Here is a 23802-nt window from a genome sequence, read left to right as displayed (position 1 = left end):
TAGGTGTGAAGTTCCTTACGGGCTAGAGCAGGCTATCCTCGAAGTCGTGGGAAATTTGTTGCGTCGTGGATCTTGGGCCGCTGTCATCGCGATGCTCGCGCTAACGCCTGGTTGTGCTGCGCACGATCCCAAACCCCAAAAACCTGAGGTACTCACGGCCAGCAAAGCCGGAGGTCTGTACCTGGACGCCGTGTGCCCGGTGAACGAAGCTTGGGACAGCGCGGACCTTGAACTTGATCGGCTCCGGCTTGCCCTAGGTCGTGGCGGAACAAACACCAAAGAGTTTGCCGCCGCGATGAAGAGCGTCTCTGGCGCGAGTGCAACGGCGGCAAGGCAGCTTGCCCCGAAGGATCAGGCATGGCCTGAGGAAGTAAAACCTCACATTGCTGACGTCAGAGACACACTGTTGGCCGACCAAAAGCAGGCTCTGAAAGTCGCCAAACTGCCTGCCAAGGAGGTCGCTGCCTACGAGTGGCAGGGCCGCGATGACATCGCTGCCTCAGCCTCGGAAGCTCGGGTCTCGCTTGGGCTTCCCGCTGATCCTGAACTGGCGTGTAGACAGTGGGCGGAACAGCAGAAACCGAAAAAGGACAACAAACCAACGAAGGAATCAAGTGACTAAGACGCCCGATGCGACTGCCCTGAAGGTTGAGCGCGCGGTTCGCGCGGCGGCTCGATCTGGTAATCGTTTGCTCGCTGGTGGGCGTGCTTGGATTTGTCTGACTGATCCCGAACTGCGGCGTGCCTGCGAGATGACGCTCACTCGCATTGGGGTGCGACTTGATGATAATGCTGCCCTTGCGGAGTTTGTGTTTGTTGATGAACTTGATGCTGCGGACGGGCTCAGCGGAGAAGCGGGAGTGCTCCCCGCTGCGATGGTGGCGTTGTCGGGCGAGGTTCGCTCTGCTCGTGGTGAGACTGCCGAGCAACGAATCGCCTGGGCCGAGCAGGGGATGCCCACGACCGCACGCCTCGCGATCATGCTTGGCGAAGTGCAAGCTCAGCGCGGTGATCAGACAGCTTCACCTCGCATTGCCGTCAGCCTGGTGCTTGAACCGAAAACGGCAGCTCTCACCTTCGCGCTCGCGGATGCGGGGTGCGAGGTTGCGCTCTTCAGCGCTGTGAGTGAGACAGACCCCGAGGTCGCAAGTGCGGTTGCTGCCGACGGGCGGGTGGCCGTGTTTGCCCCGCTCAGCAGCACGGTCGATGCCGTCGACCCTCGGAATCATGCACGTATTGATGCTGCGAACGCGGCAGCTGTGCTTGACTGGGGCCCTGATTACTTGATTGATGACGGTTCACACTTGATCCGTTTGGCACACACGGAGCGCCTCGAGGCGCTCGCGCGACTGCGCGGGCAGCAGAAGAGACCACGAGCGGGGTGCGACCTCTGCATGAAATGGTCGCTGAGGGGGCATTGGAGTTGCCCGTGATCTCCGTGAACAATGCACGCACGAAGACAGATTTTGATAACTTGATCGGTACCGGCCAATCGTGTGTCCTTGCAATAGCGGACGCGCTGGAAGAGCACGCCATGGCTGTGGGCGAGCGATACCAGGGAGTATTCGGTACACGCTGGGTAGTCGTCGGCTACGGCCCTGTCGGGGTGGGAGTCGCTCGCTTCGCGGCCGCTCTCGGAGCTCGGGTGACCGTAGTTGAGCGGGATCCGGTGCGCGCCCTTGCGGCCCTGCACGATGGATTCGAAGCGCAGAGCACAGAACAAGCGCTGCCAGTTGCCGATGTCGTTGTGAGCGCAACAGGCGTCTGGCACACCGTCACTGCTGCCGGGTTTGAATTGCTACGCGAGGGGACAGCTGTCGCGGTAGCAGGGGGATCGATGACGAACTCGCCCTCGACGATCTGGCGGCGGACGGTTGGCAATCAGCTATGCGCAGCGGACACTCTCGTGAGTGGGTCAAACCCGGTGCCGATCGCGGGTCATAGTGCTCGCCGACGGCGGTGGCGTGAACTACACCGCATCAGAGGGTAATCCGATCGAGGTCATGGATCTCTCGTTCGCGACTCAGCTCGCGGCGCTCATCCGGCTCATGGGGGAGCAACTTGCCCCTGGCGTGCATCCCATCCTGACGGAAGACGAAGACCTCGTTGCCCGCACCGCGCTGAACTTTCGTGGGGATCGGCCGATCCTGCCCCCGCAAAAACCAGGCCTGGCGGGGCTGCCCAACCCTGGCAAGTGCATCGCTACCGTGCCATCTAGAATTGTGCGAGTGAGTAACGATTCGCAGGTCACTGTCTACAGCGCCGCCCTAGTTTTTCCAGTGACGAGCCCCGAATTACAGACGGAGCGGTGGCTGTGCAAGACGGGCGGATCCTGCACGTCGGCGACAGGCAGTGGGTCGCTGAGACGCTCTCGGCTCGTGGTGTGAAGTTTGAAGAGGAACACTGGAACGGCGTGTTGGCTCCCGGGCTCGTGAACGCCCACACGCACCTGCAGTACACGCACATGGCCGAGGTCGCCACGCGTAACTACAGCGGTTTTGACGACTGGGGTGATGCCTTCGACGTTGTCTACGGAAAAAGTGGACACGATTGGGCCGCCGCTGCCGCTGAGGGAGCGCGACTCAGCCTTGCGGCCGGTGTGACTGCTGCGGCTGATGTGGTGACAGACCAGGCCGCACTGAGCGCTCTCCACGACGCGGGCATGCACGGAATCGCGTACTGGGAGGTCTACGGCAAGAGCAACGCCGACTGGAGTCGTGAGGCACGAAATGAGGTGCGCGCGCAGATCCGCAGCATTCCGACCCCACCCGGAGCTGGCGTCTCGCCGCACGCCCCCTACTCACTTGAGGTGCAGCCGCTGCTTGAGATTCCCGACATCGTGCGTGAAGAGGGGCTGCGACTGCACATTCACCTTGCCGAGGCTCACATGGAGCGCGAGTTTGACGGCATTGACGGGTATGCGGGGCCAGCCGGTCACGGGTCCTGGCCAGAACTCGGTGCTGACAGCTTCAGGGCGCTGCGCTCGCACGGTATCGGCGTCTCATCAACGCAGTTCGTTGACCACCTCGGGGTGCTCGGGCCCGACTGCCACATCGCCCACGGTGTGTATGTGAACGCCGAGGATCGCGCGCTGCTTCGCGCCCGCGGCACGAGCGTGGCACTGTGTCCGCGATCCAACGAGGTCATTGGCCTCGATATGCCGCCCGTCGCCGCCTACCTGCGGGAGGGTAACCCCATCGCAGTTGGCACCGACTCGCTCTCGTCGTCTCCCTCGCTCGATCTGCTCGCTGACGTTGGCATGCTGTACCGCGTCGCTCGGGATCAGGGATACCACGCGGCTGATCTGCACCAGCGGCTGTTCATTGCCGCGACGCTTGGCGGGGCTGCTGCGCTGGGGTTGCACGTGGGCCCGGATCGCATCGGGCAACTCGGGGTAGGCGCGGTTGCGGATCTAACGTTCTTCGATGTGCCCGCGAAGGATCCCGATGTCGCCCTAGCCGACCTCGTTGAAGACGGTGCTGGTCGAGCCGCCCGCACGGTCGTCGCGGGGGTTGAACGCTACCGGGCAATGTGACGCCCCGTTGCGTTACCCTCACGCCATGGCACGCGAGATCCCGAGTCACAGCTACACTAGAGAACGGCTTTTCGGGAGAAGCCCGAGCACTGCTCTACCCTCAGTTTCAAGGAGTACACATGTCACGCACGTCTCGTTTTGCCGCCGTCATCGCTGTCGGCGCCGCTGCGATCCTCGCTCTTTCCGGTTGCACCAGCGGTGATGCTGGCAGCGAAGGCCCCACGAACGTCACGAAGGACAAGCTGACGATCGCCACCGGCGAGCCGGCGTACGCTCCCTGGGTGCTCGATAACGACCCCGCGAGTGGCAAGGGGTTTGAGGCTGCTGTGTCGTACGCGGTTGCTGAAGAGCTTGGCTACAAGAAGAGTGACGTCGTATGGGTACGCACCACATTTGACGCCGCAATTGCGCCTGGTCCGAAGGACTTCGACCTGAACATTCAGCAGTTCTCTGTGAGCCCTGAGCGTGAGAAGGCCGTCGACTTCTCGTCACCGTACTACGAGACGACGCAGGCCGTGGTTGCCGCTGGTGGCACCAAAGCCGCAAAGGCGAAGAGCATTGCTGATCTGAAGGACGCCGCGATTGGCGTTGCCTCGGGCACTACCTCACTTACCGTCGCTGAAGACGTGATCGCGCCAACTCAGAAACTGCAGGTCTTCAACTCGGTTGATGACGCTGTTGCGGCGTTGCAGAATGGAACCATCGACGCGATGGTCACCGATTTGCCCGGCGCATTTTACGTGCGCGATGCGCAGCTTGAAAACGGCGTGATTGTTGGCCAGCTTGACTCTAAGGAGGGTGGCGACGAGTTCGCGTTTGTGCTGCCAAAGGACTCCACACTCACCGCTGACGTTTCAAAGGCCATCGATACCCTCCGCGAGAATGGAACACTCGACAAGCTTCAGGCCGAGTGGATCGCTGACCAGGGCGCGCCCGTTCTCAAGTGAGTAAATCTGTAACCAGCTTGCCCGTAAGCGCTGTCGAGCTTGAACGTCGAGAGTTTCGCCGCGCACGCAAACAACGGTCGATCCTTGTCAGCGTGCTCAGCACGCTGGTCTTTGCCGCGGTTATCGCGGTCATTCTCGTCAATAGCCCTGGCTGGAGTCGCGTTAGCGAGACCTTTTTCGACCCCGGGTTGCCATTGAGGCATTCCCGCGAGTGATAGAGGGCCTCTGGCTTAACATCCAGGTGCTGTTTGCCGCGGTGATCGGCGTTGCGATTCTTGGCACGCTGCTTGCGATTACACGCACGCTCAAGGGTCCTGTCTTTACCCCGCTCCGGCTGCTCGCAGCGGGATACACCGACATCTTCCGTGGCATTCCCGTGTTGCTGGTGCTGTACCTCGTTGGCTTCGGAATCCCGGGTCTCGAACTGACCGGCCGCATGCCTGCGCAGTTTTGGGGCACGATCGCGCTGATCCTGTGCTACTCGGCCTACGTCGCTGAGGTGCTGCGAGCGGGAATCGACGCGGTGCACCCCTCACAGCGGCTCGCGGCTCGTTCGCTCGGTTTGAGCCACGGCAAGACGCTGCGGATCGTGGTGTTACCGCAGGCGGTGCGTAAGGTAACGCCCGCGCTGATGAATGACTTTGTATCGATGCAGAAGGATGTGGGTTTGATCTCGGTGCTCGGGGCAGTCGACGCCGTGCGCGCGGCGCAGATTGAGGTTGCATCGAGCTACAATTTCACCCCGTATGTGCTTGCCGGTGTGCTGTTTATTCTGCTGTCGTGGCCGTTCATTCGCCTCACAGACTGGATGACCGCGCGTGCGCAGAAGCGCGAGCAGATCGGAGGAACGGTATGACCGTGGCTACTCAAACGACGGCACCGGTTCTCGAACTCGAGAACGTCTACAAGCGTTTTGGTGACCAGCCGGTGCTGCGCGGAATTGACCTGACCGTCGATCGCCATGAGGTCGTTGTGCTGATCGGGGCATCGGGATCGGGCAAATCCACCCTGTTAAAGACCATCAATCTGCTGGAGCAGGTTGATGACGGCAGGATTTTGCTCGCCGGCGAAGACATTACCGATCCGCGGGTAAAGGTCGACGAAGTGCGGGCAAGGATCGGCGTCGTGTTTCAGCACTACAATTTGTTCCCTCACATGAATGTGATCGACAACGTGACGCTCGCGGCTCGTAAGGTCGTCGGCACTTCTCGCCCCGATGCCGAGCGCACGGGGCTCGCGCTGCTCGAGCGTATTGGCCTGGCGGACAAGGCCAAGGAGTTTCCGGATCGCCTCTCTGGCGGTCAGCAGCAGCGTGTTGCGATCGCGCGAGCGATTGCAACGGATCCCGAACTCCTGCTGCTCGACGAGATTACGAGCGCGCTTGATCCGCAACTTGTTGGTGAGGTGCTCGACCTGGTACGCGAGCTCAAGGCCGCTGGTTCAACCATCATGATGGCCACGCACGAGATGTCGTTCGCGCGAAGGGTTGCTGATCGTGTGGTGTACCTCAAGGACGGCGTGATCATCGAGTCAGGCACACCCGAGCAGATCTTCGAGAACCCGCAGTGTGAAGAGACCCGCGAATTCTTGAGTCGTCTTCGCGATCCTTTCGAGTAGGGCGGGTTATCTCGATGGGCCAGCTGGGCTAAGATTGAAATCTTATGTCAAAATCTGCCGATGACTCTTCTCAATCCGCTGGTTCACCCGCCGAAAAAGTGTTTGGTGCGCGCGAACAGCTTGCCATTTGGTTGTTGCTCATTTCAGCGTTTGTGGTGATCCTGAACGAGACCGTCATGGGCGTGGCGCTGCCGCGATTGATGGAGGATCTTCACATCACTGCTTCGGCAGGTCAGTGGTTGACGACCGCGTTTCTGCTCACGATGAGCGTGGTGATCCCGATCACGGGCATGCTCATTCAGCGATTGACTACACGCACGCTGTTCATTACCGCGATGACACTGTTCTCGCTCGGCACGCTGATCGCGGCCGCCGCGCCGGGATTTGGTGTGCTCGTCATTGGGCGTGTTGTGCAGGCGTGTGGCACGGCCATCATGATGCCGCTTCTGATGACCACGGTTGTGACTCTGGTGCCCGACAACCAGCGCGGCCGGTTGATGGGACGAATCTCCATCGTCATCTCGGTCGCACCCGCGCTCGGGCCGACACTCTCTGGCTTGATTCTGCAGGTGCTCGACTGGCGCTGGCTCTTTATTGTGGTGCTGCCGATCGCCCTGGTGGCGCTGGTGCTCGGGATCCTGCGCATGCCGAACGTAGGCGAGCAGCGCAAGGCAAGGATCGACGCACTCTCGGTAGTGCTGTCGGCGCTGGGGTTCGGCGGAATCGTGTACGGCCTCAGCCAGATCGGCTCCGCTGCGAACGGGGACGCGATGATTGAGCCCTGGATTCCGCTGGTGGTGGGATGCATCGCCCTCGGAATTTTCATTTGGCGACAGTTACTGCTGCAGAAACAGGATCGTGCGTTGCTCGACCTGCGCACGTTCCACTCGCGGCCGTTTGCGCTCTCAGTGGTGCTCTTTGTATTCAGCGCGATGGCACTGTTCGGCTCGTTGATCCTGCTCCCCATTTACGTGCAGAACGTGCTCGGACACAACACACTTGAAACCGGACTGTTGTTGCTTCCTGGTGGTCTGCTGATGGGCCTGATGGGGCCCATTGTCGGGCGTATGGTTGATAGTCGCGGCGCGCGCTTTGTGCTGATCCCTGGAACGATCCTCACCGCCATGGCTCTATGGAGTATGGGGCTGTTCACCGACACCACCTCGGTTTGGCAGGTGCTTGCAACGCACCTCTTGCTGAGTCTGGGGCTCGCGGGTGTCTTTACGCCCCTGTTTACGGTGTCTTTGGGGTCGCTGCCTCAGCAGCTTGCTTCGTATGGAAGCGCGACGATTGCTACAGTGCAGCAGGTGGCCGGAGCTGCCGGAACCGCACTGTTTGTGACCGTTATGACGATCGTCTCAACGGGTGCCGCTGGATCACCCGAGGCTGTAGATGCACACGCCCTTGCAATGGGTACTCGTGCAGCATTCCTGATTGGGGGAGTCGCGGCCACAATTGGTGTGGTGATCGCCTTTTTCGTGCGGGATTCCGCGCCCTCGGAAACCGTTACCCAAGAGCTGTAATCGAGCGGCGTACCACCTCGGCGAGCTGACGCACGGCCGCCGAGGGGCCGCCCGGCCCCGCTGGCGCAGCGAGGAGAAGCTCTCGAGTAAAGCGCGGATCTTCGATCGGTCGGAGCACCACACCCTCAGGTGGATTGTTTGAGGCGAGGCTCGGTACGAGGGCAACTCCCATGCCTGCGGCAACGAGTCCGAGTACCACGGAGTAGTCGTCGGTTCGGATCGCGACGTTGACCTTGTGTCCGTCTGCCTGGAACGCTTCGCGCACCAGGTCGTCGAGGGTATCGCCCGGTGTCGAGCCTGTCACCCAGTTGTCGTCGGAGAGCGATAGGAACGCCTCGCGGTTGAATCTCTGATGTTTGGCAGCGGGGTGAGTTGAGGGGAGCGCAAGCAGCATTGGATCAGTAAAGAGGTGAGTAGTGTGTACTTCGGCACGGAAGGGGAGTTGGTAGCCACCCGCTGCGTAGACGAGTGCCGCGTCGAGGGTGCGCTGGTTCACCCGCGTGACCAGGGGGGTGAGTTCTTCGAGCATGGTGTCGAGCTCAATGCCGAGTTCGGCGGTTCGGGCTGCGATACCGGGGAGGAGACGAGCAGCCGCGGTTGGGAAGGTTCCAAATCGGAGGCGGATCCTGCCCAGCTTAGAGAGATCGCGCACGTCGGTGAGTGCGCGATCCGCGAGCCCCAGGATCTCTTCACCGCGCTCAAGCATGAGAGCGCCCGCCGTTGTGAGTTTGCTGCCTCGTGTGCTGCGGGTTGTCAGATCGGCACCGACGAGGCGATCGAGATTGCGCAGGTGATAGTCGACTGTGGGTTGGCTCCACCCCAGGCGCGTTGCTGCGCGAGCCACGGACCCTTCTGCAGCAACGGCGCTGAGTGCTTGTAACTGGCGAAGATCGATCACGAGCGAACCTAACGTGGTATGGAACAGAGATGGTGTATCCACCATACTTGCTCAATACTGTGTATGGTTCCCGAAAGTGCAATAAGGGGTTCTCATCCGCCTCCAACAGGTGCATCCTTACTTCATGCTTCATCAAGACACCAGTGCGCCTGAACTTGCGGGTGACCAGGGTTCCGTGGGTAATCAAGGCTCCGCAATGGCCGCGATAACCGTGGGAACGACTTCTAGTTCGCTGTTACGCCCTGTTTCGGCTGCCCAACAGCGCGCGCCCTACGCAGACGCTCTGAGGCGTTTTGGCAACTCATCGCCGCTGTCATTTATGGTGCCCGGTCACGGCAACGACCCCCAGCACGGTTCGCAGCACATTGTTGACTTGTTTGGTGCCCGTGTTGCTGAACTTGATGCTCCGCTCATGCTCGAAGGTATTGACCTGGGTGACGACTCACCGCTCCGAGAAGCTCAGGCGCTCGCGGCTGAAGCGTGGGGAGCGAAGCGCACCTGGTTCTTGACCAACGGTGCCTCGCAGGGCAATCGCACCGCTGCGATCGCCGTTCGTGGCCTGGGGGAGCGAGTGCTCGTTCAGCGCAGTTCGCACTCCAGCTTCACTGACGGTGTGCTGCTCTCTGGGTTGAACCCGGCGTTCGTATCGCCAACGGTCGACCTGCAACACGGCATCGCCCACGGCCTGACTCCGGACGCGTTGGATGAGGCGCTTGCCGCTGAGGCCGAAGCCGGTCGCGCGGTTTCGAGTGTCTACACAGTGTCTCCGAGCTACTTCGGGTCGGTCGCCGACGTGGCCGGTCTTGCCGCGGTTGCTCACGCACACGGCGCAGCGTTGATCGTTGACGGTGCCTGGGGTGCGCACTTCGGGTTCCATCCTGAGCTACCTGAATCTCCCGCTCGTCTCGGTGCTGACCTTGTGATCTCGAGTACCCACAAGCTCGCAGGATCGCTGACGCAGTCCGCGATGCTGCACCTCGGAGAAGGCCCCTTTGCTGAGCGACTCGAACCGCTGGTCGAGCGTGCCTACTCAATGACCTCTTCCACCTCGGCGAGTGCCGTGCTGATGGGGTCGCTTGATGTGGCCAGGCAAGCGCTCGTCACTGGGCAGGATCGCATCGGGGAAGCCGTGAAGATTGCCGCCGAAATGCGCGCGCGACTGCGGGCTGACTCGCGATTCACGATCATCAGCGACGACTTCGAGCGGTTCCCCGATATCGTTCACACTGACGTGCTGCGCGTGCCGATCGACGTCTCGGGCCTCAGTCAGAGCGGTCACTGGGTGCGCAAACGCATGATCGAGCAGCACGGTGTGTACCTGGAGATGTCGACCGCGACGTCGGTTGTTGCTGTGATTGGCGCACTCAATGCTCCCAATCTCGATCGGTTTATGGACGCGCTCATGGCTGTTGTCGCTGAGGCAGAAGCGCTGCGAGAGTCTTCGGGAGAAGAGGCTTCTCTTGAAGTGTTCCCGGCGCTCCCAGCACCGGGAATGCTTCGAGTGCTGCCCCGCGAGGCCTACTTTGGTGAGAGTGAAGTTGTCTCGTTTGAACAGGCGGTCGGACGCGTGTCCGCCGACACCCTCGCGGCGTACCCTCCGGGGATCCCGAACTTGATTCCTGGTGAGGAGATCACGGCCGAAACAGTTGCATTCTTAAGGGCAGTCGCTGCGTCACCGACCGGTTACGTTCGTGGTGCAGTGGATGCAGGGGTTGCTGGGTTCCGAGTAGCGCGGTAGTTTCTGCCCGACTGCTTGAAATAAAAGGGTGGTGCTGATCCCGAAGGATTAGCACCACCCTTTTGAAATGCTTGGGGTTACTTCTTCTTCTCGAAGAGGTTGCCGATGAGAGTTGAGCCGATCAGTACAATCGCGAGCAAGATGACACCCACGATCGAGATCGCAACGACGTCAAGCGGGTCTCCCGCGTAAGAAAACTGAACCTCGCCAGTGGTAGCGAAAGCGGGTGCTGCTACGAACACCGAAGCGAGAGCTACGGTCACTGCAGTTGCGATGCGGGTGCGGATCTTCACGTTGTCTCCTCGCGGTACCTGATGATGTTGGCGCCGAGCGCCGATCCCTATCATCTTATCCCTAATAGGGTAGAGGCATGACCGCACCACGCATACCCACCGCTATCGATGCCACCGCTGAGAGCTGGGTTGATACCCTCGTTACACTCGCGCCTAACCTTGGGACCTACATTGGTCGTAGTGAGGTCAACAATCGGCTTCCTGACTACTCACCAGAGGGCGCTGAGGCGGTCGTCGAGACTGAGCGCTCGACCCTCAATTCGCTGCTGGTGGCTCCGGTTGTTGACGCGATTGATGCGGTGACACAGGCCGATCTCTCCGCTGAACTCCGGCACGGGATCGAAAGCTACGAGGCTGGTGAGCATCTGCGTGACCTCAACGTGCTGGAGTCGCCGCCTCAGCAGGTTCGTGACATCTTCGACCTCATGCCCACGGAATCAGAGCAGGACTGGAGTGTGATTGCTGAGCGGCTGACTGCGGTTCCAGACTCGCTTGCCGGGTACCGGACCTCGCTCTCGCAGGGAGTTGCTCGTGGTCTCGTGCCATCGATTCGGCAGGTGCGTGAGGTGTCCGAGCAGTCGCGGCGCACCGCCGGCATAGCAGGCGCAGTGGAAGGGGGAACGTTCTCTGCTATGGCCGAGGGGGCTGTGGGCATGCCTGAGTCTTTGGCTCGGGATCTCGTGGAAGCGGCGCAGGGAGCTGAGCGCGCCTACGCCGAGCTTGCAGAGTTCTTGGAGCGAGAGATTGCGCCGCACGCACCCGAGGCGGACGCTTTTGGGTGAGAGCGTTACGAGCGAGCATCAGAGGGTTTCCTCGGTAAGCGAGTTGATCTCGACGAAACCTACGAGTGGGGAATCGAGGAGCTCGCGCGCATGGTTGACGAGCAGCAGCGAATTGCCGCCGAAATCGTGCCGGGTGGTAAACCAGGGCCGGGGATCATCGCCGAGGCAATTTCCCTGCTGGAGAATGATCCTGCTCGCAAGCTGCACGGCACCGATGCACTGCAGCGCTGGATGCAGGAGACCAGCGACCGCGCGGTTGCAGAGCTGGCTGAGACCCAGTTCGACATTCCTGCCGAAATTCGCACGCTCGAGTGCATGATCGCCCCGACCCAAGAGGGCGGCATTTACTATACCGGCCCCGCCGATGATTTTTCGCGCCCGGGCCGCATGTGGTGGTCGGTGCCCGAGGGTGTGACTGAGTTTGATACCTGGCGTGAGCTGACGACGGTGTTCCACGAGGGTGTTCCAGGCCACCACCTGCAGATCGGTCAGGCTGTGGTGAATCGTGGTCTGCTCAACGAGTGGCGGCGTCAACTCGCTGGTACCTCGGGTCACGCAGAGGGGTGGGCACTGTACGCTGAGCGCCTGATGGAACAGCTGGGCTACCTCGACGACCCAGCCGATCGTCTCGGCATGCTCGACGGACAACGGATGCGTGCGGCGCGCGTGGTGCTCGACATCGGTGTGCACCTTGGCAAACAGCGTCCTGATGGTGGTGGCGTTTGGGACGGCGACTACGCCCTGGAGTTCATGCGCGACAACGTCAACATGAACGACAGTTTTGTGCGCTTTGAGGTGAATCGCTATCTCGGTTGGGCGGGCCAGGCGCCGTCCTACAAAATTGGTCAACGTATTTGGGAACAGCTGCGTGATGAAGCGGCGCAGCGTGCGGCCTCGCTCGGCGAAACCTTCGACGTGCGTGACTTCCATCGCAGCGCGCTCGCGCTCGGCGGCGTGCGCCTCGACACACTTGAGCGCGCACTGCGCGGAGAATTTGATGGTCGCTAACAATGACTGAGCGCGATCTCACCCCTTCCACAAGTGGATCTTGCCCGTGTGGCAGGGGCGAGCCGTACGCGAATTGCTGTGGATCGCTGCACTCTGGGAACGTGGCTCCCACTGCCGAGCGGCTCATGCGATCCCGCTACAGCGCATTTGTGCTTGGACTTGACTCCTACCTGCTGCGAAGCTGGCACTCGTCAACGCGCCCACGATCTCTGCAGCTTGACCATCAGGTCGAGTGGCGTCGTCTCGTGATCGAGCAGACAACAGCTGGTGGTCCGTTCGACAGTGACGGTGAGGTGACCTTTACTGCTGTGGCGCGCACACCAGACGGTCGGCTGGAGCAGCGCGAGCGCAGTCGGTTTGTCCGAGACGAGCAGGGGCGCTGGAGCTACATTGACGGGGTGGAGCTTTAGCTGAAGGGTGCCTAGCGGCCGATGTCGCGAGCCCGGAAGCGCAGCACACCAGCGACGAGTAGCGCCACGATGCAGGCGAGCAACAGCCACATGCCAGCACCCAGTCCGTGAAGCAGCGGTTCGTTTCCATACGCCCAGTGGATCGGGGAGTAGTCGAGCAGGCTCTTCAAGGCATCGCCCTGGTTGCCCACCGCGTTCAGCACGTAGCCCAGCACGGCAATGCCAGCACCCCGAGCAAGGCGGCGTTTCGTCTTCCGAAGAGGGCACCACCCGCGATGGCGGCCGTGCCTGAGAGTAGCGCGGCCGTGCAGAGCGCCAGGGAACCAGCGGCGATCCCGCCAGCCTTCAGGTCCAGCTCACTCGGGCCGTTCAAAAAGAGCACCACCAAAAACACAACGGCCCCGAGACTCAGCAACCGAATTGCGAGCGCCGCCCAGCGTTCGAGTAACAACTGGGTGCGACCAACGCCGTGAGCGAGAGTGAGCTCAAGCGTGCCGCGCTCTTCGTCAGCACCGATGGCCCGTGAGCCCCATGAAATCGCGGCGCTGCTGAACAGCAGATACCCGATCAGACCGAAAAAGGTGCTCTGCGCGTACCCTGCTCCCGTCGTAATGCTCTGGTACCCCAGTGCAGACGTGAGCTGTGGGGGTAACTGCTGAATGAGTTCCTTCATGCCGGAGTCGCCGCCCAGCGAGGGGAATAGCGGAAGGTACAGGCTGAGTGCCGCGATGATGCCTATGGACCATCCCATGAAGGGCCGCCAAGAAGCCCGGAGACTGTGCCGTAGAACGGGCAGCTTTGAGAGCCCAGTCATGATGCACCACCGTTCTGGCCATAGAGATCGAGAACCGCGTCCTCAAGGTTGGGAGCCTCTATGCTGACATCCGCAACCGAGAACGCGGCGAGGGCTTTCACCAGGGGGTCCGGATTGCCCCCGAGAACGCCGGTAAGGCGAAGTGTCAGGGCGTTCTCTTGTTCAACGACCCGAACCTCACCGAGATTCGGGATCGACGCCAGACTAGCCCGGACTTCGGACGCATCCGCCCCAGACAGGACTGCGCTGATCCGGCGTTTGGCTGTTTCGCGGAGTGCCAAAACCGTGCTCGTGGTAACGATTTCACCCTGTTTTAGGATCGCGACTTGCTCGGCGACCTGTTCAACCTCGCTGAGCACGTGCGAAGAGAGCAATACCGTTGCCCCGCGATCCTGAGCCTCGTGAACCAGCGCGTGAAACGTTTGCTGCACCAGCGGGTCGATGCCACTTGTGGGCTCATCAAGTATCAGCAGTTCAGGTTCGTGCATGAGGGCCTGAATGATACCGAGTTTTTGCTTGTTGCCCTTGGAGAGGGTGCGAACCTGGCGATGCAGATCGACCCCAAGCCGATCCGCAAGCTCGGTGATGCGTCCGCGCCTCACATGGCCGCTCAGCCTCGTGTAATGTGCGAGAAGCGCAGCACCTGTAACCCGGCCCTCAAGGATCAGCTCGCCGGGCAGATAGCCGATGTTGCGTCGAAGTGCGACGCCACCCTCGCGCGGACCGAAACCGAGTACCTTCACGCTGCCTGAACTGGGGCGCATCAGGTCCAGCAGGATCCGCATCGCCGTGGTTTTGCCCGCACCGTTTGGGCCAATGATCCCGAACACAGAACCGCTCGGGATCTCTAGCGTGACCCCACGAAGCGCCTCGGTCGAGCCGAAGCGCTTCGTGACGGCCTCGAAAGCTACTGCCGTTGTCATAGCTTCAATGTAGACCTGTTGACAGTCGCCAGGCAAGTGGGGTATTTAGGCGCCTTGCTGGGCCTTCGCGATCCATGCCTCGACGTCTGACGCGGTGCGCGGGATCCCGGCTGAGAGATTGACGCAGCCGTCTTCGGTGACAACGATGTCGTCTTCAATGCGCACACCAATGCCGCGGAACTCCTCGGGCACCGTGAGGTCATCGGGTTGGAAATAGAGACCCGGCTCGATGGTGAACACCATGCCAGCGCGGAGCACACCGTCGAGGTAGAGTTCACGCCGCGCCTGGGCGCAGTCGTGCACGTCCATGCCGAGGTGGTGGCTGGTGCCGTGCACCATGTAACGGCGGTAGTAGGCGGTTGGATCGTTCTCAGCGCTGGGAAGCAAGCCCCACTCGCGGGTATGACGCTCGATGACCTTCATGGCCTCTTCGTGCACGTCGCCGAAGCGGACGCCAGGCTTGACGATCGCGCGAGCTGCGTCGGCGGCCTCAAGTACGGCCTCGTACACGCGACGCTGTACCGGGCTGAACGTGCCCGAAATGGGTACGGTACGGGTGATGTCGGCGGTGTAGAGGCTGTCGAGTTCAACACCGGCATCGAGCAGGAGCAAGTCACCCTCGCGCACCTCGCCATCGTTACGAATCCAGTGCAGGGTGCAGGCGTGTGATCCTGCAGCCGCAATCGTCTCATAACCTACGGTGTTGCCGTCGAGCCTGGCGCGCTGGTTGAAGACACCCTCAACAATGCGCTCTCCGCGCTTGTGCGCGCTGGCCTTGGGCAGTGCCGCGAGCACATCTTCGAAGCCCTTTGCGGTTGCGTCGACCGCGGCCTGCATCTCGGCGATTTCGTAGGTGTCTTTCACAAGACGCAGCTCAGAGGCTGCCTGAATGAGTTCTTCGTTCTCAAGTGTCAACTCGCCCTCGGCAGACTCGAATGCCTCGAGCGGGGCAGTCGGCACATCGAGCGCCGCTGCAACCTGTGCGAGGGATGGGCGTGGGCCGATCCAGAACTCACCGATCTCGGGGTTTGCAAAGAACTCGTCGCTGTCACGTCCCGCGCGCTCGCGGAAGTATAGGGTCGCTTCATGCCCGTTGGGGGTGGGATCAAGCACCAGGATCGCACCGGGTTCGCTCTCGGAACCCCAGCCCGTGAGGTGCGCAAAAGCGCTGTGGGGGCGGTACTGGTAGAACGTGTCGTTGGAGCGCTGCTTCATCGCACCCGCGTGAATGACGAGGCGCTTACCCGGGAATAGCGCGGCGAGCGCGGCGCGGCGGCCGCTGGTGTGGGCCGTGACCGGCAGCGCTGACGGCAACTCTTCGGGGCGATCAGCCCAGTGGTTTGAAATGTAATCGAGGAAACGATCGGACTGAGGGGTGGTGCTCCGATTGCTGTTGTCTATTTTTACGTCGTGGGTATCGGGTGCCTGCGTGCCGGTGCTGCTCAGATCGGCGGCCGAGTCCAGGTTGTCTAGTGCGGTCATCTCCCCATCCTCTCACTTTCTTTTGCTTTCAGGCTGTCTGTCAGGTCAGCAAGCGGGCGTAGCTTGTGGAGGCAGAGGGAGCGTCCCCGCTCTCTCAAGGCGAAAGGGTTTGTGTAATGGCAACGTACGATGTCGCAGATCGTTCAGCGGTGGTCACCGGCGCTGGCTCAGGGATTGGGCGAGCGGTCGCAAAACTGCTCGCAGCAAATGGTGCGAAGGTGGTGGTGCAAGACCTGAACGCGGAACACGCAAACGCTGTTGTCGCTGAGATCGAGGCCGCCGGCGGGGTCGCCGTTGCGGTTACGGGTGACGCTGCTTCGACCGAGGTCGTTGAAGAGACGATTCGTGCTGCAGAAGCGCTTGCCCCTCTCGGTATAGGGGTCAATAACGCGGGGATCGGCGGCTCTGTCGGACCAACCGGCAATTACAGCGACGCTGACTGGGAGAAGGTGGTCAGCATCAATCTCAACGCTGTGTTCCGTGGCACGCGCGCCCAGGTTGCGACCATGTCGAAGCACGGTGGAGGAGCGGTCGTCAACATCGCCTCGATCCTTGGCAGTGTTGGCACCGCGTATTCACCCGCCTATGTCGCGACGAAGCATGCGGTCGTTGGCCTCACCAAGGCCGCTGCGCTTGAGTACGCTGCTGCTGGTGTGCGCGTCAACTCCGTTGGGCCGGGGTACATCGATACCCCACTTCTCGCGGGGGCTGACGCATCTGTGAAAGAGGGACTCGTGGAAAAGCACCCGATCGGACGGTTGGGCCGTGCAGACGAGGTTGCAAATCTCGTCACTTTCCTCGCGAGTGACGCCGCATCATTTGTCACCGGCAGCTACCACCTCGTTGACGGTGGTTACACAGCACAGTAGCGGGCCAATACTATGGAGGGATGGTTGCCGCGCAGATGCAGGGAGGGTTTGACCTCCACACGCACTCGGTGCGCTCCGACGGCACCACAACTCCCTCCGCTATTGCCCAGGAAGCTGCGGCAATCGGGCTTGACGGGTTTGCGCTGACCGACCACGACACGGTCGCGGGGTGGGACGAGGCGAGGATCGCGGCTGCCTCTGCCGGGGTCGAGTTTTTGCCGGGAATCGAACTCACAACGCACACGGGGGTCCGGTCGGCGCACCTGCTCGCCTACGGCCCCGATCCTCTTGACCTTGAATTGGGTGCCAAGATGGCGCTGCTGCGAGACTCTCGGGTTTCTCGTGCGCGTGCCATGGCAGACTTGCTCGCGGTAGATTTTGAGGTCGACTGGGATGCGGTACTGCTGGCGGCGGGACGCAGCGTCGGGCGGCCGCACCTTGCCGACGCGCTTGTGGCTGCCGGGTTTGCGGCGGATCGGAGCGCCGCCTTCGAGACCATCCTGAGCCCACGGGGGCCGTACTACATGCCGATCTACGCGCTCGAAACTGTCGAGGCCGTCAAACTCGTGCGTGCTGCGGGTGGGCTGCCGGTGCTTGCGCACCCCGCGGCACACCGAATGCGCGCGCCTTTTTCTGCCGCGGAGCTGGGAGAGCTCGCTTCTGCTGGCCTGTGGGGTGTCGAACTGGAGCATCCCGAGAATCGGGCTGATTGGGTTGTTTCACTGCGCGCGGCTGCCGTGGATCTTGGTCTGGTTGTCACAGGTGCGAGCGACTACCACGGCGCTGGCAAACCGAACCGCCTCGGTGAGCAGCGCACGGGTACAGAGCTGGTCGCAGAGATTCGCGATCGGGTGGCGACTCCACGCTAGTGAGGTGTTGAGCCACTGGTCTTGGTATTACGGGCGGGCGAGGATGCCCACCCGTGCAACTCATAATCGCGAATTACTCCGACTCTGTGGCCTGGGTTGACTGAGCGTCTGAGCTGTCAGCTCCACTCGCTCCACTCGTGCGACGGCGACGACGCCTGCGGCGAGGTGCGGTCGCGCCATCGGCAGAGGGCGCGGGATCGAGCGAAGCGCCCGGCTCGCTGCCACCCTCAAGATCGTGACCGTGTTGTTCGTGGCCGTGGGTTTCGTGGCGGCCGCTGCCGCGAGGATTCGCGCTGCGGGTGCGGCGACGCGTGCGGGTTGAGCCCTCGCGCTTTTCGCCCTCGCCGGAGCCGGAACCTGCACCGGATCCCTGTGAGGATCCACCGCGGCGATCGGAACCGCTGCGCCCGCCGCGCGGCGGGCCATCTTTCACGGGGGTGGCCTTCAGCCGGCCCTTTGTGCCCTCGGGAATGTTGAGATCAGTGAAGAGGTGCGGCGAAGACGAATAAGTCTCGACAGGCTCGGCGATGCCGAACTCAAGTGCGTTGTTGATGAGCGCCCACTTGTGCATGTCGTCCCAGTCAACAAAGGTGACCGCGATGCCGGTGCGACCCGCGCGGCCGGTGCGACCAACGCGGTGCAGGTAGGTCTTGTCATCGTCGGGGACCGTGTGGTTGATGACGTGGGTGACGTCATCAACGTCGATTCCACGCGCAGCGACCTCGGTCGCAACCAGGATGTCTTTTTTGCCTGACTTAAACGCGGCCATTGCGCGCTCGCGCTGATCCTGATTGAGATCACCGTGCACGGCCGCAGCGGGGAACCCGCGATCCGACAGTTCTTCCTGTAATTTCGCTGCGGCGCGCTTGGTGCGCATGAAGATGACGGTCTTGCCGCGGCCCTCTGACTGCAGGATGCGTCCGATGATCTCGTCTTTGTCGAGCGAGTGAGCCCGGTAAATGATGTGTTCGATGTTTGCCTGAGCCGCACCCTCGTCGGGATCGGTCGCGCGAATGTGGATCGGGTTCGACATGAAGCGGCGCGCGAGTGCCACGATAGTGCCGGGCATGGTTGCCGAGAATAGCAGTGTGTGGCGCACCGCGGGCGTCATTGAGAAGAGCTTTTCGATATCGGCGAGGAAGCCCAAATCGAGCATCTTGTCGGCCTCATCGAGCACCATCTCGCGCACATTCTTGAGGTCGAGGAGGCGCTGGTTCGCGAGGTCGAGCAGACGACCCGGGGTACCAACGATCACCTGCGCACCAGCTTTTAGCTGATCGATCTGACCCTCGTAGGCCTTACCGCCATAAATGGGCACAACGGTCGCGTTGCGATTTTTGGTGGCGAGCTCCAGGTCTTCGTAGACCTGCACACAGAGCTCGCGGGTTGGCACAACAATCAGTGCCTGCACACCGGGCTCGGGATTTTTGCCAATGCGCTGCAGTACGGGCAGTCCAAAGCCAAACGTCTTGCCGGTGCCAGTCTTGGCCTGGCCGATGATGTCCTGCCCAGAGATCGCGAGCGGAATGGTCTGCTCCTGGATCGGGAAAGCCTCTGTAATGCCGCGCTCTGCGAGCGCGTCGACCATGTCTTGGTCGACGCCGAGTTCAAGGAAAGTCGTCACGTTGCGTCCTGTTCGAAATGTTGATTGCTGCGCACACATTACTCACAAGCGCAGCGGTCGACGCTCCAGTGGCGCCGACGATGAATACTTACGGCGTTCAGTCTATGCCGACCATCGTCGCAACCGACGGTAAGCTGACAGAGTGTTCGAGTGGATCAAGGGGCTGCGCAAAAATAGAGCGCCCGTGCGTAAGGTACGATCGCGCGGCGACGATGCCGATACCGAGCGGGTGGAACTCGCCGAGTTTGCCCCAGCAATTCTGCCGTTTTTGGGGCTAACTGCCTATCTGCAACTAGAACTGTATGAGGCTGCGACCCGCGCGGTCTCCGGTGCTCCGACGCTGGAAGCCAAAGACGTGCTTGCTCGCGTAGCCGGGCAAACGCTCTCGAAACACCAGCGACTCACCGCCGAAATTCGCAAACGAGGCCACGAACCGCACACGGTCATGGCTCCGTTCACCCAGGTCATTGATGAGTACGTGGAGCGGATCGACACTCCAGACTGGCACCAGTACGTACTTTCGCTCTTTCTAGTGGGCGGTCTCTTCGACGACTTCTTCGCGACAATCGCGTCAGGCCTCAAAGACAACTACCGCAGCGAAGCCATCGCGATCCTGAGCGACGACACCGGCCGCGGTGAAGTGAAAGAACTTCTTGAACAAGCCATCGCTAACGACGAAGGACTGTCGAGCTGGCTCGCGCTCTGGGGTCGCAGGCTTGTCGGAGACACCCTGTTGGTGTCGCGAGCCGTGCTCTCGCTGAGCGAGAACCGTCCTTTTGTTGCGAGCGAGGTGGAGCCAGTGTTTACCGAACTCATCGCTGACCACATTCGCCGCATGGACGGGTTGGGCCTTACGGCCTAGGCCACGCACATGAGCCTGCCGCACTGCAAGTATTTTGAGGCCGGGCGCTGCCGATCCTGCGCCCTGATCGAAACCCCCTACGAAGCTCAGCTGCGCGACAAACAGTTGCGGTGTCGTGAGACGCTCCCGTCGATTCCCGATGGTGTCTGGCTGTCTCCCTTCCGCAGTGAAGACCACGAATTTCGCAACAAAGCCAAGTTGGTTGTTGGGGGAGTAGCTGGTGCCGTGACCCTCGGTATTTTGGGGCCCGACGGGCGGGGTGTGGATCTGCGAGACTGCCTGATTCAGTCGCCCGGCATTCGGCAAGTGATTCCGAAGCTTGCCGCGTTTCTCGAGGTCACGGAGCTCGAACCCTACGATGTGCCGCGGCGCAAGGGCGAACTGAAATATGTCCACGTGACCGAGGCGCCGGGTGGCGAATTCATGCTTCGTTTTGTGGTGCGCAGTGAACACGGGCTGGATCGGCTGCGGCGTGCGCTAGCACAACTGCGTGAGGCAGTGCCCGGCGCCGCTGTGATTTCCGTGAACTTGCTGCCAGAGCACAAGGCCGTGCTGGAGGGGGATCGCGAAGAGCTACTGCTCGGCTCGTCGCTCTCGATGCAACTCGACGATCTCGCACTCCACCTGCAGCCGCAGAGTTTCTTCCAAACGAACACTACTGTGGCGCGGGCGCTCTATGCACAGGTGTCGGAGTGGGTGGATGGGGTCAATCCCGATTCACTGTGGGATCTCTACTGTGGCGTCGGAGGGTTTGCACTGCACTGCGCGTCGACCGCTGGTGACACCCAGCGCGAGGTGCTCGGCGTAGAACTGAGCGAAGCGGCCGTGCGATCTGCGCGTCGCAGCGCAAACGAGGCTGGCATCGAGGCCCGCTTCGAAACGGCCGACGCGACTAAGTTTGCGCTCGGTGCCAAGGAAGACGCGATCCCGAATCTTGTCATTGTGAACCCACCGCGGCGAGGGATTGGCGCAGATCTCGCCGACTGGCTAGAAAACAGTGCGGGAATTGCCAACGTTGTGTACTCAAGCTGTAACCCCGAGAGCCTCGCGCGTGATCTCGCCGCGATGCCGTCGTTTGAAGTGTGCGAGGCCCGTGTATTCGACATGTTTCCGCACACGACGCACCTCGAGGTCGCGGTGTTGCTGCGACGCGTTGACTCCCGCTAGGCGGGAGAAAACACGGGGGTGTTCCAGCGTCCTGGCTCAGTGAGGTTGGCGGATGTGAGCCCCACACCGTTCTCCCGCACCTCCGCGAGGCATACGAGCAGTGAGAGTGTCGGATAGCCGTGAACGGTGTTGTCGCGAATAATCGCACGATCGTCCTCAGGGCCGAGCTGAGCGCTGCGTTCAAGCACGGCAAGCCAACGGCTTTGCCAGTCGCCGTCTGAACTGAGCTCGGCCGCAGCGGTGAACTCTGGCAGCCAGCGCTCGATCCGGGCGGTGTGTGTGTCGTCAACGAGGTGGTGCGCGATCATGTGGACACCTGGGGAAAGCGTCTCTCGGCGGAGGGTCAGGCCATCCCAACTCGTCACGTGGGTGGCTTCAGCTGACACCTCAACGAGGTTAAATGGCCCCGTGCGAGGTTGGTCCGGGACCACACGCCCGCTTACCGCATCAAGCACAAGCCCACCGCGTGATTCAGTCGGGGCTGCGCCAGCAAAGGCGCCGGTGGCAGGGGCGCGATTGAGGATCACGCCGAGACGCCCTGGATCCTGCGCGAGAGCAAGCCAGGCTCCGTTCGCGCGGCGATCTCGAACCCCAATAACCTCTGGGCGAGACGTGGGCCACCACTCGCCAGGGCCGTCCCAGGGCCGCTCAGGATCTTCGTCTCGCACGGCGAGCACACGAGTAGATTCGCCGGGCCGAACCTCAACGACGACGGTACACATGCTCTTCCTTTCAACGAAAAGTGCGAGGATAGACGTGTGAACATCGTACTCGGAGTGACCGGCGGTATTGCCGCGTATAAGTCTGTGGCGCTCGCGCGTCTGCTGGTTGAGGCGGGGCACGACGTACAGGTGGTGCCGACCGACGACGCGCTCAGGTTTGTTGGCAAGCCGACGTGGGAAGCGATTAGCCGTCACCCGGTAACCACCTCGGTGCACGAGGATGTTCCCGAAGTGCGTCACGTTGCCCTCGGACAGCGGGCTGACCTCATAGTGATTGCTCCAGCCACCGCCAACACACTCGCGCGTATGACTGCGGGTCTCGCCGACGATCTGCTCGGCACCACGCTGTTGGCCACACGGGCCCCGGTACTTGTTGCGCCGGCGATGCACACCGAAATGTGGCAGCACGCGGCGACCCAAGACAACGTGGCGATTCTGCGCAGGCGAGGTGTGCAGTTCATCGGGCCAGAGAGTGGCCGTCTCACCGGAAACGATAGTGGCCCCGGGCGCATGAGTGAACCCGAGCAGATTTTTGCCCGGGTGGCGGAAATGCTGGCTGAGCCTGATTCGTTGGCTCAGGATCTGGACGCGCAGGACCCTGCGCCCCTTGCAGCGCCGACAGTGGCAGCGCCGACCGCTCATTCGACAGGCTCGCTCTCGGGCCTGCGCATTCTGGTGAGTGCTGGCGGCACACGCGAACCGATCGATCCGGTGCGCTACATTGGCAATCGTTCAAGCGGTCGGCAGGGCGTTGCTGTCGCCGCGGCTGCCGCAGAGCGCGGCGCAAAGGTTGTGTTGCTCGCCGCGAACATCGAGGAGTCGGTGCTCGCAGCGGTCCTCGACAACCCAGCGGTGCGTGTCATCCCGGTTGGCACTGCTGCCGAGCTTGAATCGGCGGCGCAGGCGGGATCGGCGGGCGCCGAGGTTGTGATTATGGCTGCGGCGGTTTCTGATTACCGCGTTGCGGGTGTCTCGGAAGAGAAGATTCGCAAAGAGGACAGTGACGGGCCGCCGACGCTCACGCTTGTAGAGAATTCCGACATACTGGTCGGTTTGGTGCGGGATCGCCGTCCTGGCCAGTTGCTCGTCGGTTTTGCCGCGGAGACCGCTGCAGATGAAGTCGAGTTGATTGAGCGTGGCCGCCGTAAACTCGTGCGAAAGGGTGTCGACCTGCTCGCTGTGAACTCAGTCGGCTGGAACGAGGGATTCGAATCGAGAGAGAACACACTGCATATTCTTGACGGCTCTGGGGCGGTTGTGGAGCGTGTGTCTGGCACAAAACAAGAAACCGCGGACGCACTGCTCGATGCGGTGGCCGCGGCTCTTGAGTGACTGAATTAGCTAATGAAGCCGACCTTGCGACCGGCGTCGCCGCCGAATTCGACATAGGTGATCGACCCAGCATCGACCAGGTACTGCTTGCCCTTGGTGTCGGTGAGTGCAACGAGCCCGCCATCTTGCGCAGCGGCGTCTTGGATGAGCGCGCGAAGCTCATCTGCGGTTGAATCGGTCTCGAACGACAGTTCGCGGGGTGAGTGCTTGATGCCGATACGAACTTCCACGGGTGCCTCCTTGAAAATGGTGGCAGGGTGCCACTGCTGATTCTGCTTCGAGTCTATGGCGGTGGCGGCGATCCGGCGCTGGAATTGTGGCTCCGTTCGCCGTGAGCGCAGTGTGTAGCGGAGTCTCTCAATGTCGGAGGTGATCACTAGGCTAATT

24 protein-coding genes and 2 pseudogenes are annotated in these 23802 nt (G+C 61.7%); 17 read left to right on the top strand and 9 right to left on the bottom strand.

Annotated elements, in window-relative coordinates; genetic code table 11:
* The first annotated feature begins 46 nt into the window (after positions 1-46).
* The 9 genes and pseudogenes from G7066_RS16155 (at position 47) to G7066_RS09185 (ending at position 7622) form a co-directional block, all read left to right on the top strand.
* Positions 47-622, top strand: a complete 576-nt coding sequence (locus G7066_RS16155; protein ID WP_244302875.1) for a hypothetical protein — start codon at positions 47-49, stop codon at positions 620-622.
* Positions 615-1433: a Rossmann-fold NAD(P)-binding domain-containing protein gene (locus G7066_RS16150; RefSeq protein WP_244302874.1), complete on the top strand. Its 819-nt coding sequence runs from the start codon at positions 615-617 to the stop codon at positions 1431-1433. Before G7066_RS16155 ends, G7066_RS16150 begins: the two co-directional genes overlap by 8 nt.
* Entirely contained in the window at positions 1400-1990 is a 591-nt protein-coding gene (locus G7066_RS16145) for an NAD(P)-dependent oxidoreductase (RefSeq protein ID WP_244302873.1), read from the top strand. The genes G7066_RS16150 and G7066_RS16145 overlap by 34 nt, the downstream gene beginning before the upstream one ends.
* Positions 1965-2387 (top strand): hypothetical protein, encoded by a 423-nt coding sequence (locus G7066_RS16140; protein WP_244302872.1) that lies wholly within the window; start codon positions 1965-1967, stop codon positions 2385-2387. Before G7066_RS16145 ends, G7066_RS16140 begins: the two co-directional genes overlap by 26 nt.
* A complete protein-coding gene (locus G7066_RS09205; protein WP_244302871.1) occupies positions 2309-3535 on the top strand; it encodes an amidohydrolase family protein in 1227 nt (408 codons plus the stop codon). Before G7066_RS16140 ends, G7066_RS09205 begins: the two co-directional genes overlap by 79 nt.
* A gap of 119 nt (positions 3536-3654) precedes the next feature.
* Positions 3655-4482 (top strand): ABC transporter substrate-binding protein, encoded by an 828-nt coding sequence (locus tag G7066_RS09200; RefSeq protein WP_166330634.1) that lies wholly within the window; start codon positions 3655-3657, stop codon positions 4480-4482.
* Positions 4479-5338 (top strand): annotated as a pseudogene (locus G7066_RS09195) (amino acid ABC transporter permease). Before G7066_RS09200 ends, G7066_RS09195 begins: the two are co-directional and overlap by 4 nt.
* A complete protein-coding gene (locus G7066_RS09190) occupies positions 5335-6099 on the top strand; it encodes an amino acid ABC transporter ATP-binding protein (protein WP_166330632.1) in 765 nt (254 codons plus the stop codon). The pseudogene G7066_RS09195 and the gene G7066_RS09190 overlap by 4 nt, the downstream one beginning before the upstream one ends.
* A gap of 44 nt (positions 6100-6143) precedes the next feature.
* The gene (locus G7066_RS09185; protein ID WP_166330630.1) at positions 6144-7622 is read left to right on the top strand and encodes an MDR family MFS transporter; all 1479 of its coding nucleotides are present in this window, start codon (positions 6144-6146) and stop codon (positions 7620-7622) included.
* Here G7066_RS09185 and G7066_RS09180 read toward each other — a convergent pair.
* Positions 7606-8520: a LysR family transcriptional regulator gene (locus G7066_RS09180; RefSeq protein ID WP_244302869.1), complete on the bottom strand. Its 915-nt coding sequence runs from the start codon at positions 8518-8520 to the stop codon at positions 7606-7608. The genes G7066_RS09185 and G7066_RS09180 overlap by 17 nt on opposite strands.
* A gap of 124 nt (positions 8521-8644) precedes the next feature.
* Here G7066_RS09180 and G7066_RS09175 point away from each other — a divergent pair, with 124 nt between their 5' ends.
* Positions 8645-10258: an aminotransferase class I/II-fold pyridoxal phosphate-dependent enzyme gene (locus G7066_RS09175; RefSeq protein ID WP_166330625.1), complete on the top strand. Its 1614-nt coding sequence runs from the start codon at positions 8645-8647 to the stop codon at positions 10256-10258.
* Positions 10259-10335: 77 nt separating this feature from the next.
* On the opposite strand, the gene G7066_RS09170 is transcribed toward G7066_RS09175, so the two are convergent.
* A complete protein-coding gene (locus G7066_RS09170) occupies positions 10336-10551 on the bottom strand; it encodes a hypothetical protein (protein WP_166330623.1) in 216 nt (71 codons plus the stop codon).
* A 77-nt stretch (positions 10552-10628) separates the two neighbouring features.
* Here G7066_RS09170 and G7066_RS09165 point away from each other — a divergent pair.
* Together G7066_RS09165 and G7066_RS09160 are read left to right on the top strand one after the other, a co-directional pair.
* Positions 10629-12341: pseudogene (locus tag G7066_RS09165) on the top strand (DUF885 domain-containing protein).
* Between the two features lie 101 nt (positions 12342-12442).
* Complete coding sequence (locus G7066_RS09160; RefSeq protein ID WP_341873784.1) at positions 12443-12751, top strand: YchJ family protein; 309 nt, start codon at positions 12443-12445, stop codon at positions 12749-12751.
* A gap of 11 nt (positions 12752-12762) precedes the next feature.
* On the opposite strand, the gene G7066_RS16135 is transcribed toward G7066_RS09160, so the two are convergent.
* Genes G7066_RS16135 through G7066_RS09145 form a run of 4 tightly spaced genes read right to left on the bottom strand, consistent with a single transcriptional unit; the run spans position 12763 to position 15970 of the window.
* Complete coding sequence (locus G7066_RS16135; protein ID WP_244302868.1) at positions 12763-12954, bottom strand: hypothetical protein; 192 nt, start codon at positions 12952-12954, stop codon at positions 12763-12765.
* Entirely contained in the window at positions 12948-13502 is a 555-nt protein-coding gene (locus G7066_RS09155; protein ID WP_244302867.1) for an ABC transporter permease subunit, read from the bottom strand. Before G7066_RS09155 ends, G7066_RS16135 begins: the two co-directional genes overlap by 7 nt.
* Before the next feature lie 59 nt (positions 13503-13561).
* Positions 13562-14488: an ABC transporter ATP-binding protein gene (locus tag G7066_RS09150; protein ID WP_166330618.1), complete on the bottom strand. Its 927-nt coding sequence runs from the start codon at positions 14486-14488 to the stop codon at positions 13562-13564.
* Between the two features lie 45 nt (positions 14489-14533).
* Positions 14534-15970, bottom strand: coding sequence for an aminopeptidase P family protein (locus tag G7066_RS09145; RefSeq protein ID WP_166330615.1), 1437 nt, complete (start codon positions 15968-15970; stop codon positions 14534-14536).
* A gap of 116 nt (positions 15971-16086) precedes the next feature.
* Between G7066_RS09145 and G7066_RS09140 the strand changes: the two genes are divergently transcribed.
* Both G7066_RS09140 and G7066_RS09135 read left to right on the top strand, forming a co-directional pair.
* A complete protein-coding gene (locus G7066_RS09140) occupies positions 16087-16839 on the top strand; it encodes an SDR family NAD(P)-dependent oxidoreductase (protein ID WP_166330613.1) in 753 nt (250 codons plus the stop codon).
* Between the two features lie 20 nt (positions 16840-16859).
* Entirely contained in the window at positions 16860-17708 is an 849-nt protein-coding gene (locus G7066_RS09135; protein ID WP_166330611.1) for a PHP domain-containing protein, read from the top strand.
* Between the two features lie 73 nt (positions 17709-17781).
* Here the strand turns inward: G7066_RS09135 and G7066_RS09130 are convergent, their stop codons facing one another.
* Positions 17782-19332: a DEAD/DEAH box helicase gene (locus tag G7066_RS09130; protein WP_244302865.1), complete on the bottom strand. Its 1551-nt coding sequence runs from the start codon at positions 19330-19332 to the stop codon at positions 17782-17784.
* A 142-nt stretch (positions 19333-19474) separates the two neighbouring features.
* Here G7066_RS09130 and G7066_RS09125 point away from each other — a divergent pair, with 142 nt between their 5' ends.
* Together G7066_RS09125 and G7066_RS09120 are read left to right on the top strand one after the other, a co-directional pair.
* The gene (locus G7066_RS09125) at positions 19475-20194 is read left to right on the top strand and encodes a ferritin-like fold-containing protein (RefSeq protein ID WP_166330607.1); all 720 of its coding nucleotides are present in this window, start codon (positions 19475-19477) and stop codon (positions 20192-20194) included.
* Between the two features lie 9 nt (positions 20195-20203).
* Complete coding sequence (locus G7066_RS09120; protein ID WP_166330604.1) at positions 20204-21361, top strand: methyltransferase domain-containing protein; 1158 nt, start codon at positions 20204-20206, stop codon at positions 21359-21361.
* On the opposite strand, the gene G7066_RS09115 is transcribed toward G7066_RS09120, so the two are convergent.
* Positions 21358-22083, bottom strand: coding sequence for an NRDE family protein (locus tag G7066_RS09115; protein WP_166330602.1), 726 nt, complete (start codon positions 22081-22083; stop codon positions 21358-21360). The two genes, G7066_RS09120 and G7066_RS09115, sit on opposite strands and share 4 nt — an antisense overlap.
* Positions 22084-22119: 36 nt before the next feature.
* Between G7066_RS09115 and G7066_RS09110 the strand changes: the two genes are divergently transcribed.
* Positions 22120-23415, top strand: coding sequence for a bifunctional phosphopantothenoylcysteine decarboxylase/phosphopantothenate synthase (locus G7066_RS09110; protein WP_166330600.1), 1296 nt, complete (start codon positions 22120-22122; stop codon positions 23413-23415).
* 5 nt (positions 23416-23420) lie between these two features.
* Here the strand turns inward: G7066_RS09110 and G7066_RS16130 are convergent, their stop codons facing one another.
* Positions 23421-23792, bottom strand: coding sequence for a DUF3107 domain-containing protein (locus G7066_RS16130; RefSeq protein WP_244302864.1), 372 nt, complete (start codon positions 23790-23792; stop codon positions 23421-23423).
* Positions 23793-23802: the final 10 nt, after the last annotated feature.

Source organism: Leucobacter coleopterorum (assembly GCF_011382985.1).
Classification (GTDB): Bacteria; Actinomycetota; Actinomycetes; order Actinomycetales; family Microbacteriaceae; genus Leucobacter; species Leucobacter coleopterorum.
This window is presented reverse-complemented; position numbering and strand designations above follow the sequence as displayed.

Coding starts and splice junctions, on each gene's coding strand:
- G7066_RS09115 (WP_166330602.1), bottom strand. CDS start 22,083: ATGTGTACCGTCGTCGTTGAGGTTCGGCCCGGCGAATCTACTCGTGTG.
- G7066_RS09135 (WP_166330611.1), top strand. CDS start 16,860: ATGGTTGCCGCGCAGATGCAGGGAGGGTTTGACCTCCACACGCACTCG.
- G7066_RS09155 (WP_244302867.1), bottom strand. CDS start 13,502: ATGGGATGGTCCATAGGCATCATCGCGGCACTCAGCCTGTACCTTCCG.
- G7066_RS09120 (WP_166330604.1), top strand. CDS start 20,204: ATGAGCCTGCCGCACTGCAAGTATTTTGAGGCCGGGCGCTGCCGATCC.
- G7066_RS09140 (WP_166330613.1), top strand. CDS start 16,087: ATGGCAACGTACGATGTCGCAGATCGTTCAGCGGTGGTCACCGGCGCT.
- G7066_RS09175 (WP_166330625.1), top strand. CDS start 8,645: ATGCTTCATCAAGACACCAGTGCGCCTGAACTTGCGGGTGACCAGGGT.
- G7066_RS09190 (WP_166330632.1), top strand. CDS start 5,335: ATGACCGTGGCTACTCAAACGACGGCACCGGTTCTCGAACTCGAGAAC.
- G7066_RS09145 (WP_166330615.1), bottom strand. CDS start 15,970: ATGACCGCACTAGACAACCTGGACTCGGCCGCCGATCTGAGCAGCACC.
- G7066_RS16145 (WP_244302873.1), top strand. CDS start 1,400: ATGGTCGCTGAGGGGGCATTGGAGTTGCCCGTGATCTCCGTGAACAAT.
- G7066_RS09200 (WP_166330634.1), top strand. CDS start 3,655: ATGTCACGCACGTCTCGTTTTGCCGCCGTCATCGCTGTCGGCGCCGCT.
- G7066_RS09150 (WP_166330618.1), bottom strand. CDS start 14,488: ATGACAACGGCAGTAGCTTTCGAGGCCGTCACGAAGCGCTTCGGCTCG.
- G7066_RS09185 (WP_166330630.1), top strand. CDS start 6,144: ATGTCAAAATCTGCCGATGACTCTTCTCAATCCGCTGGTTCACCCGCC.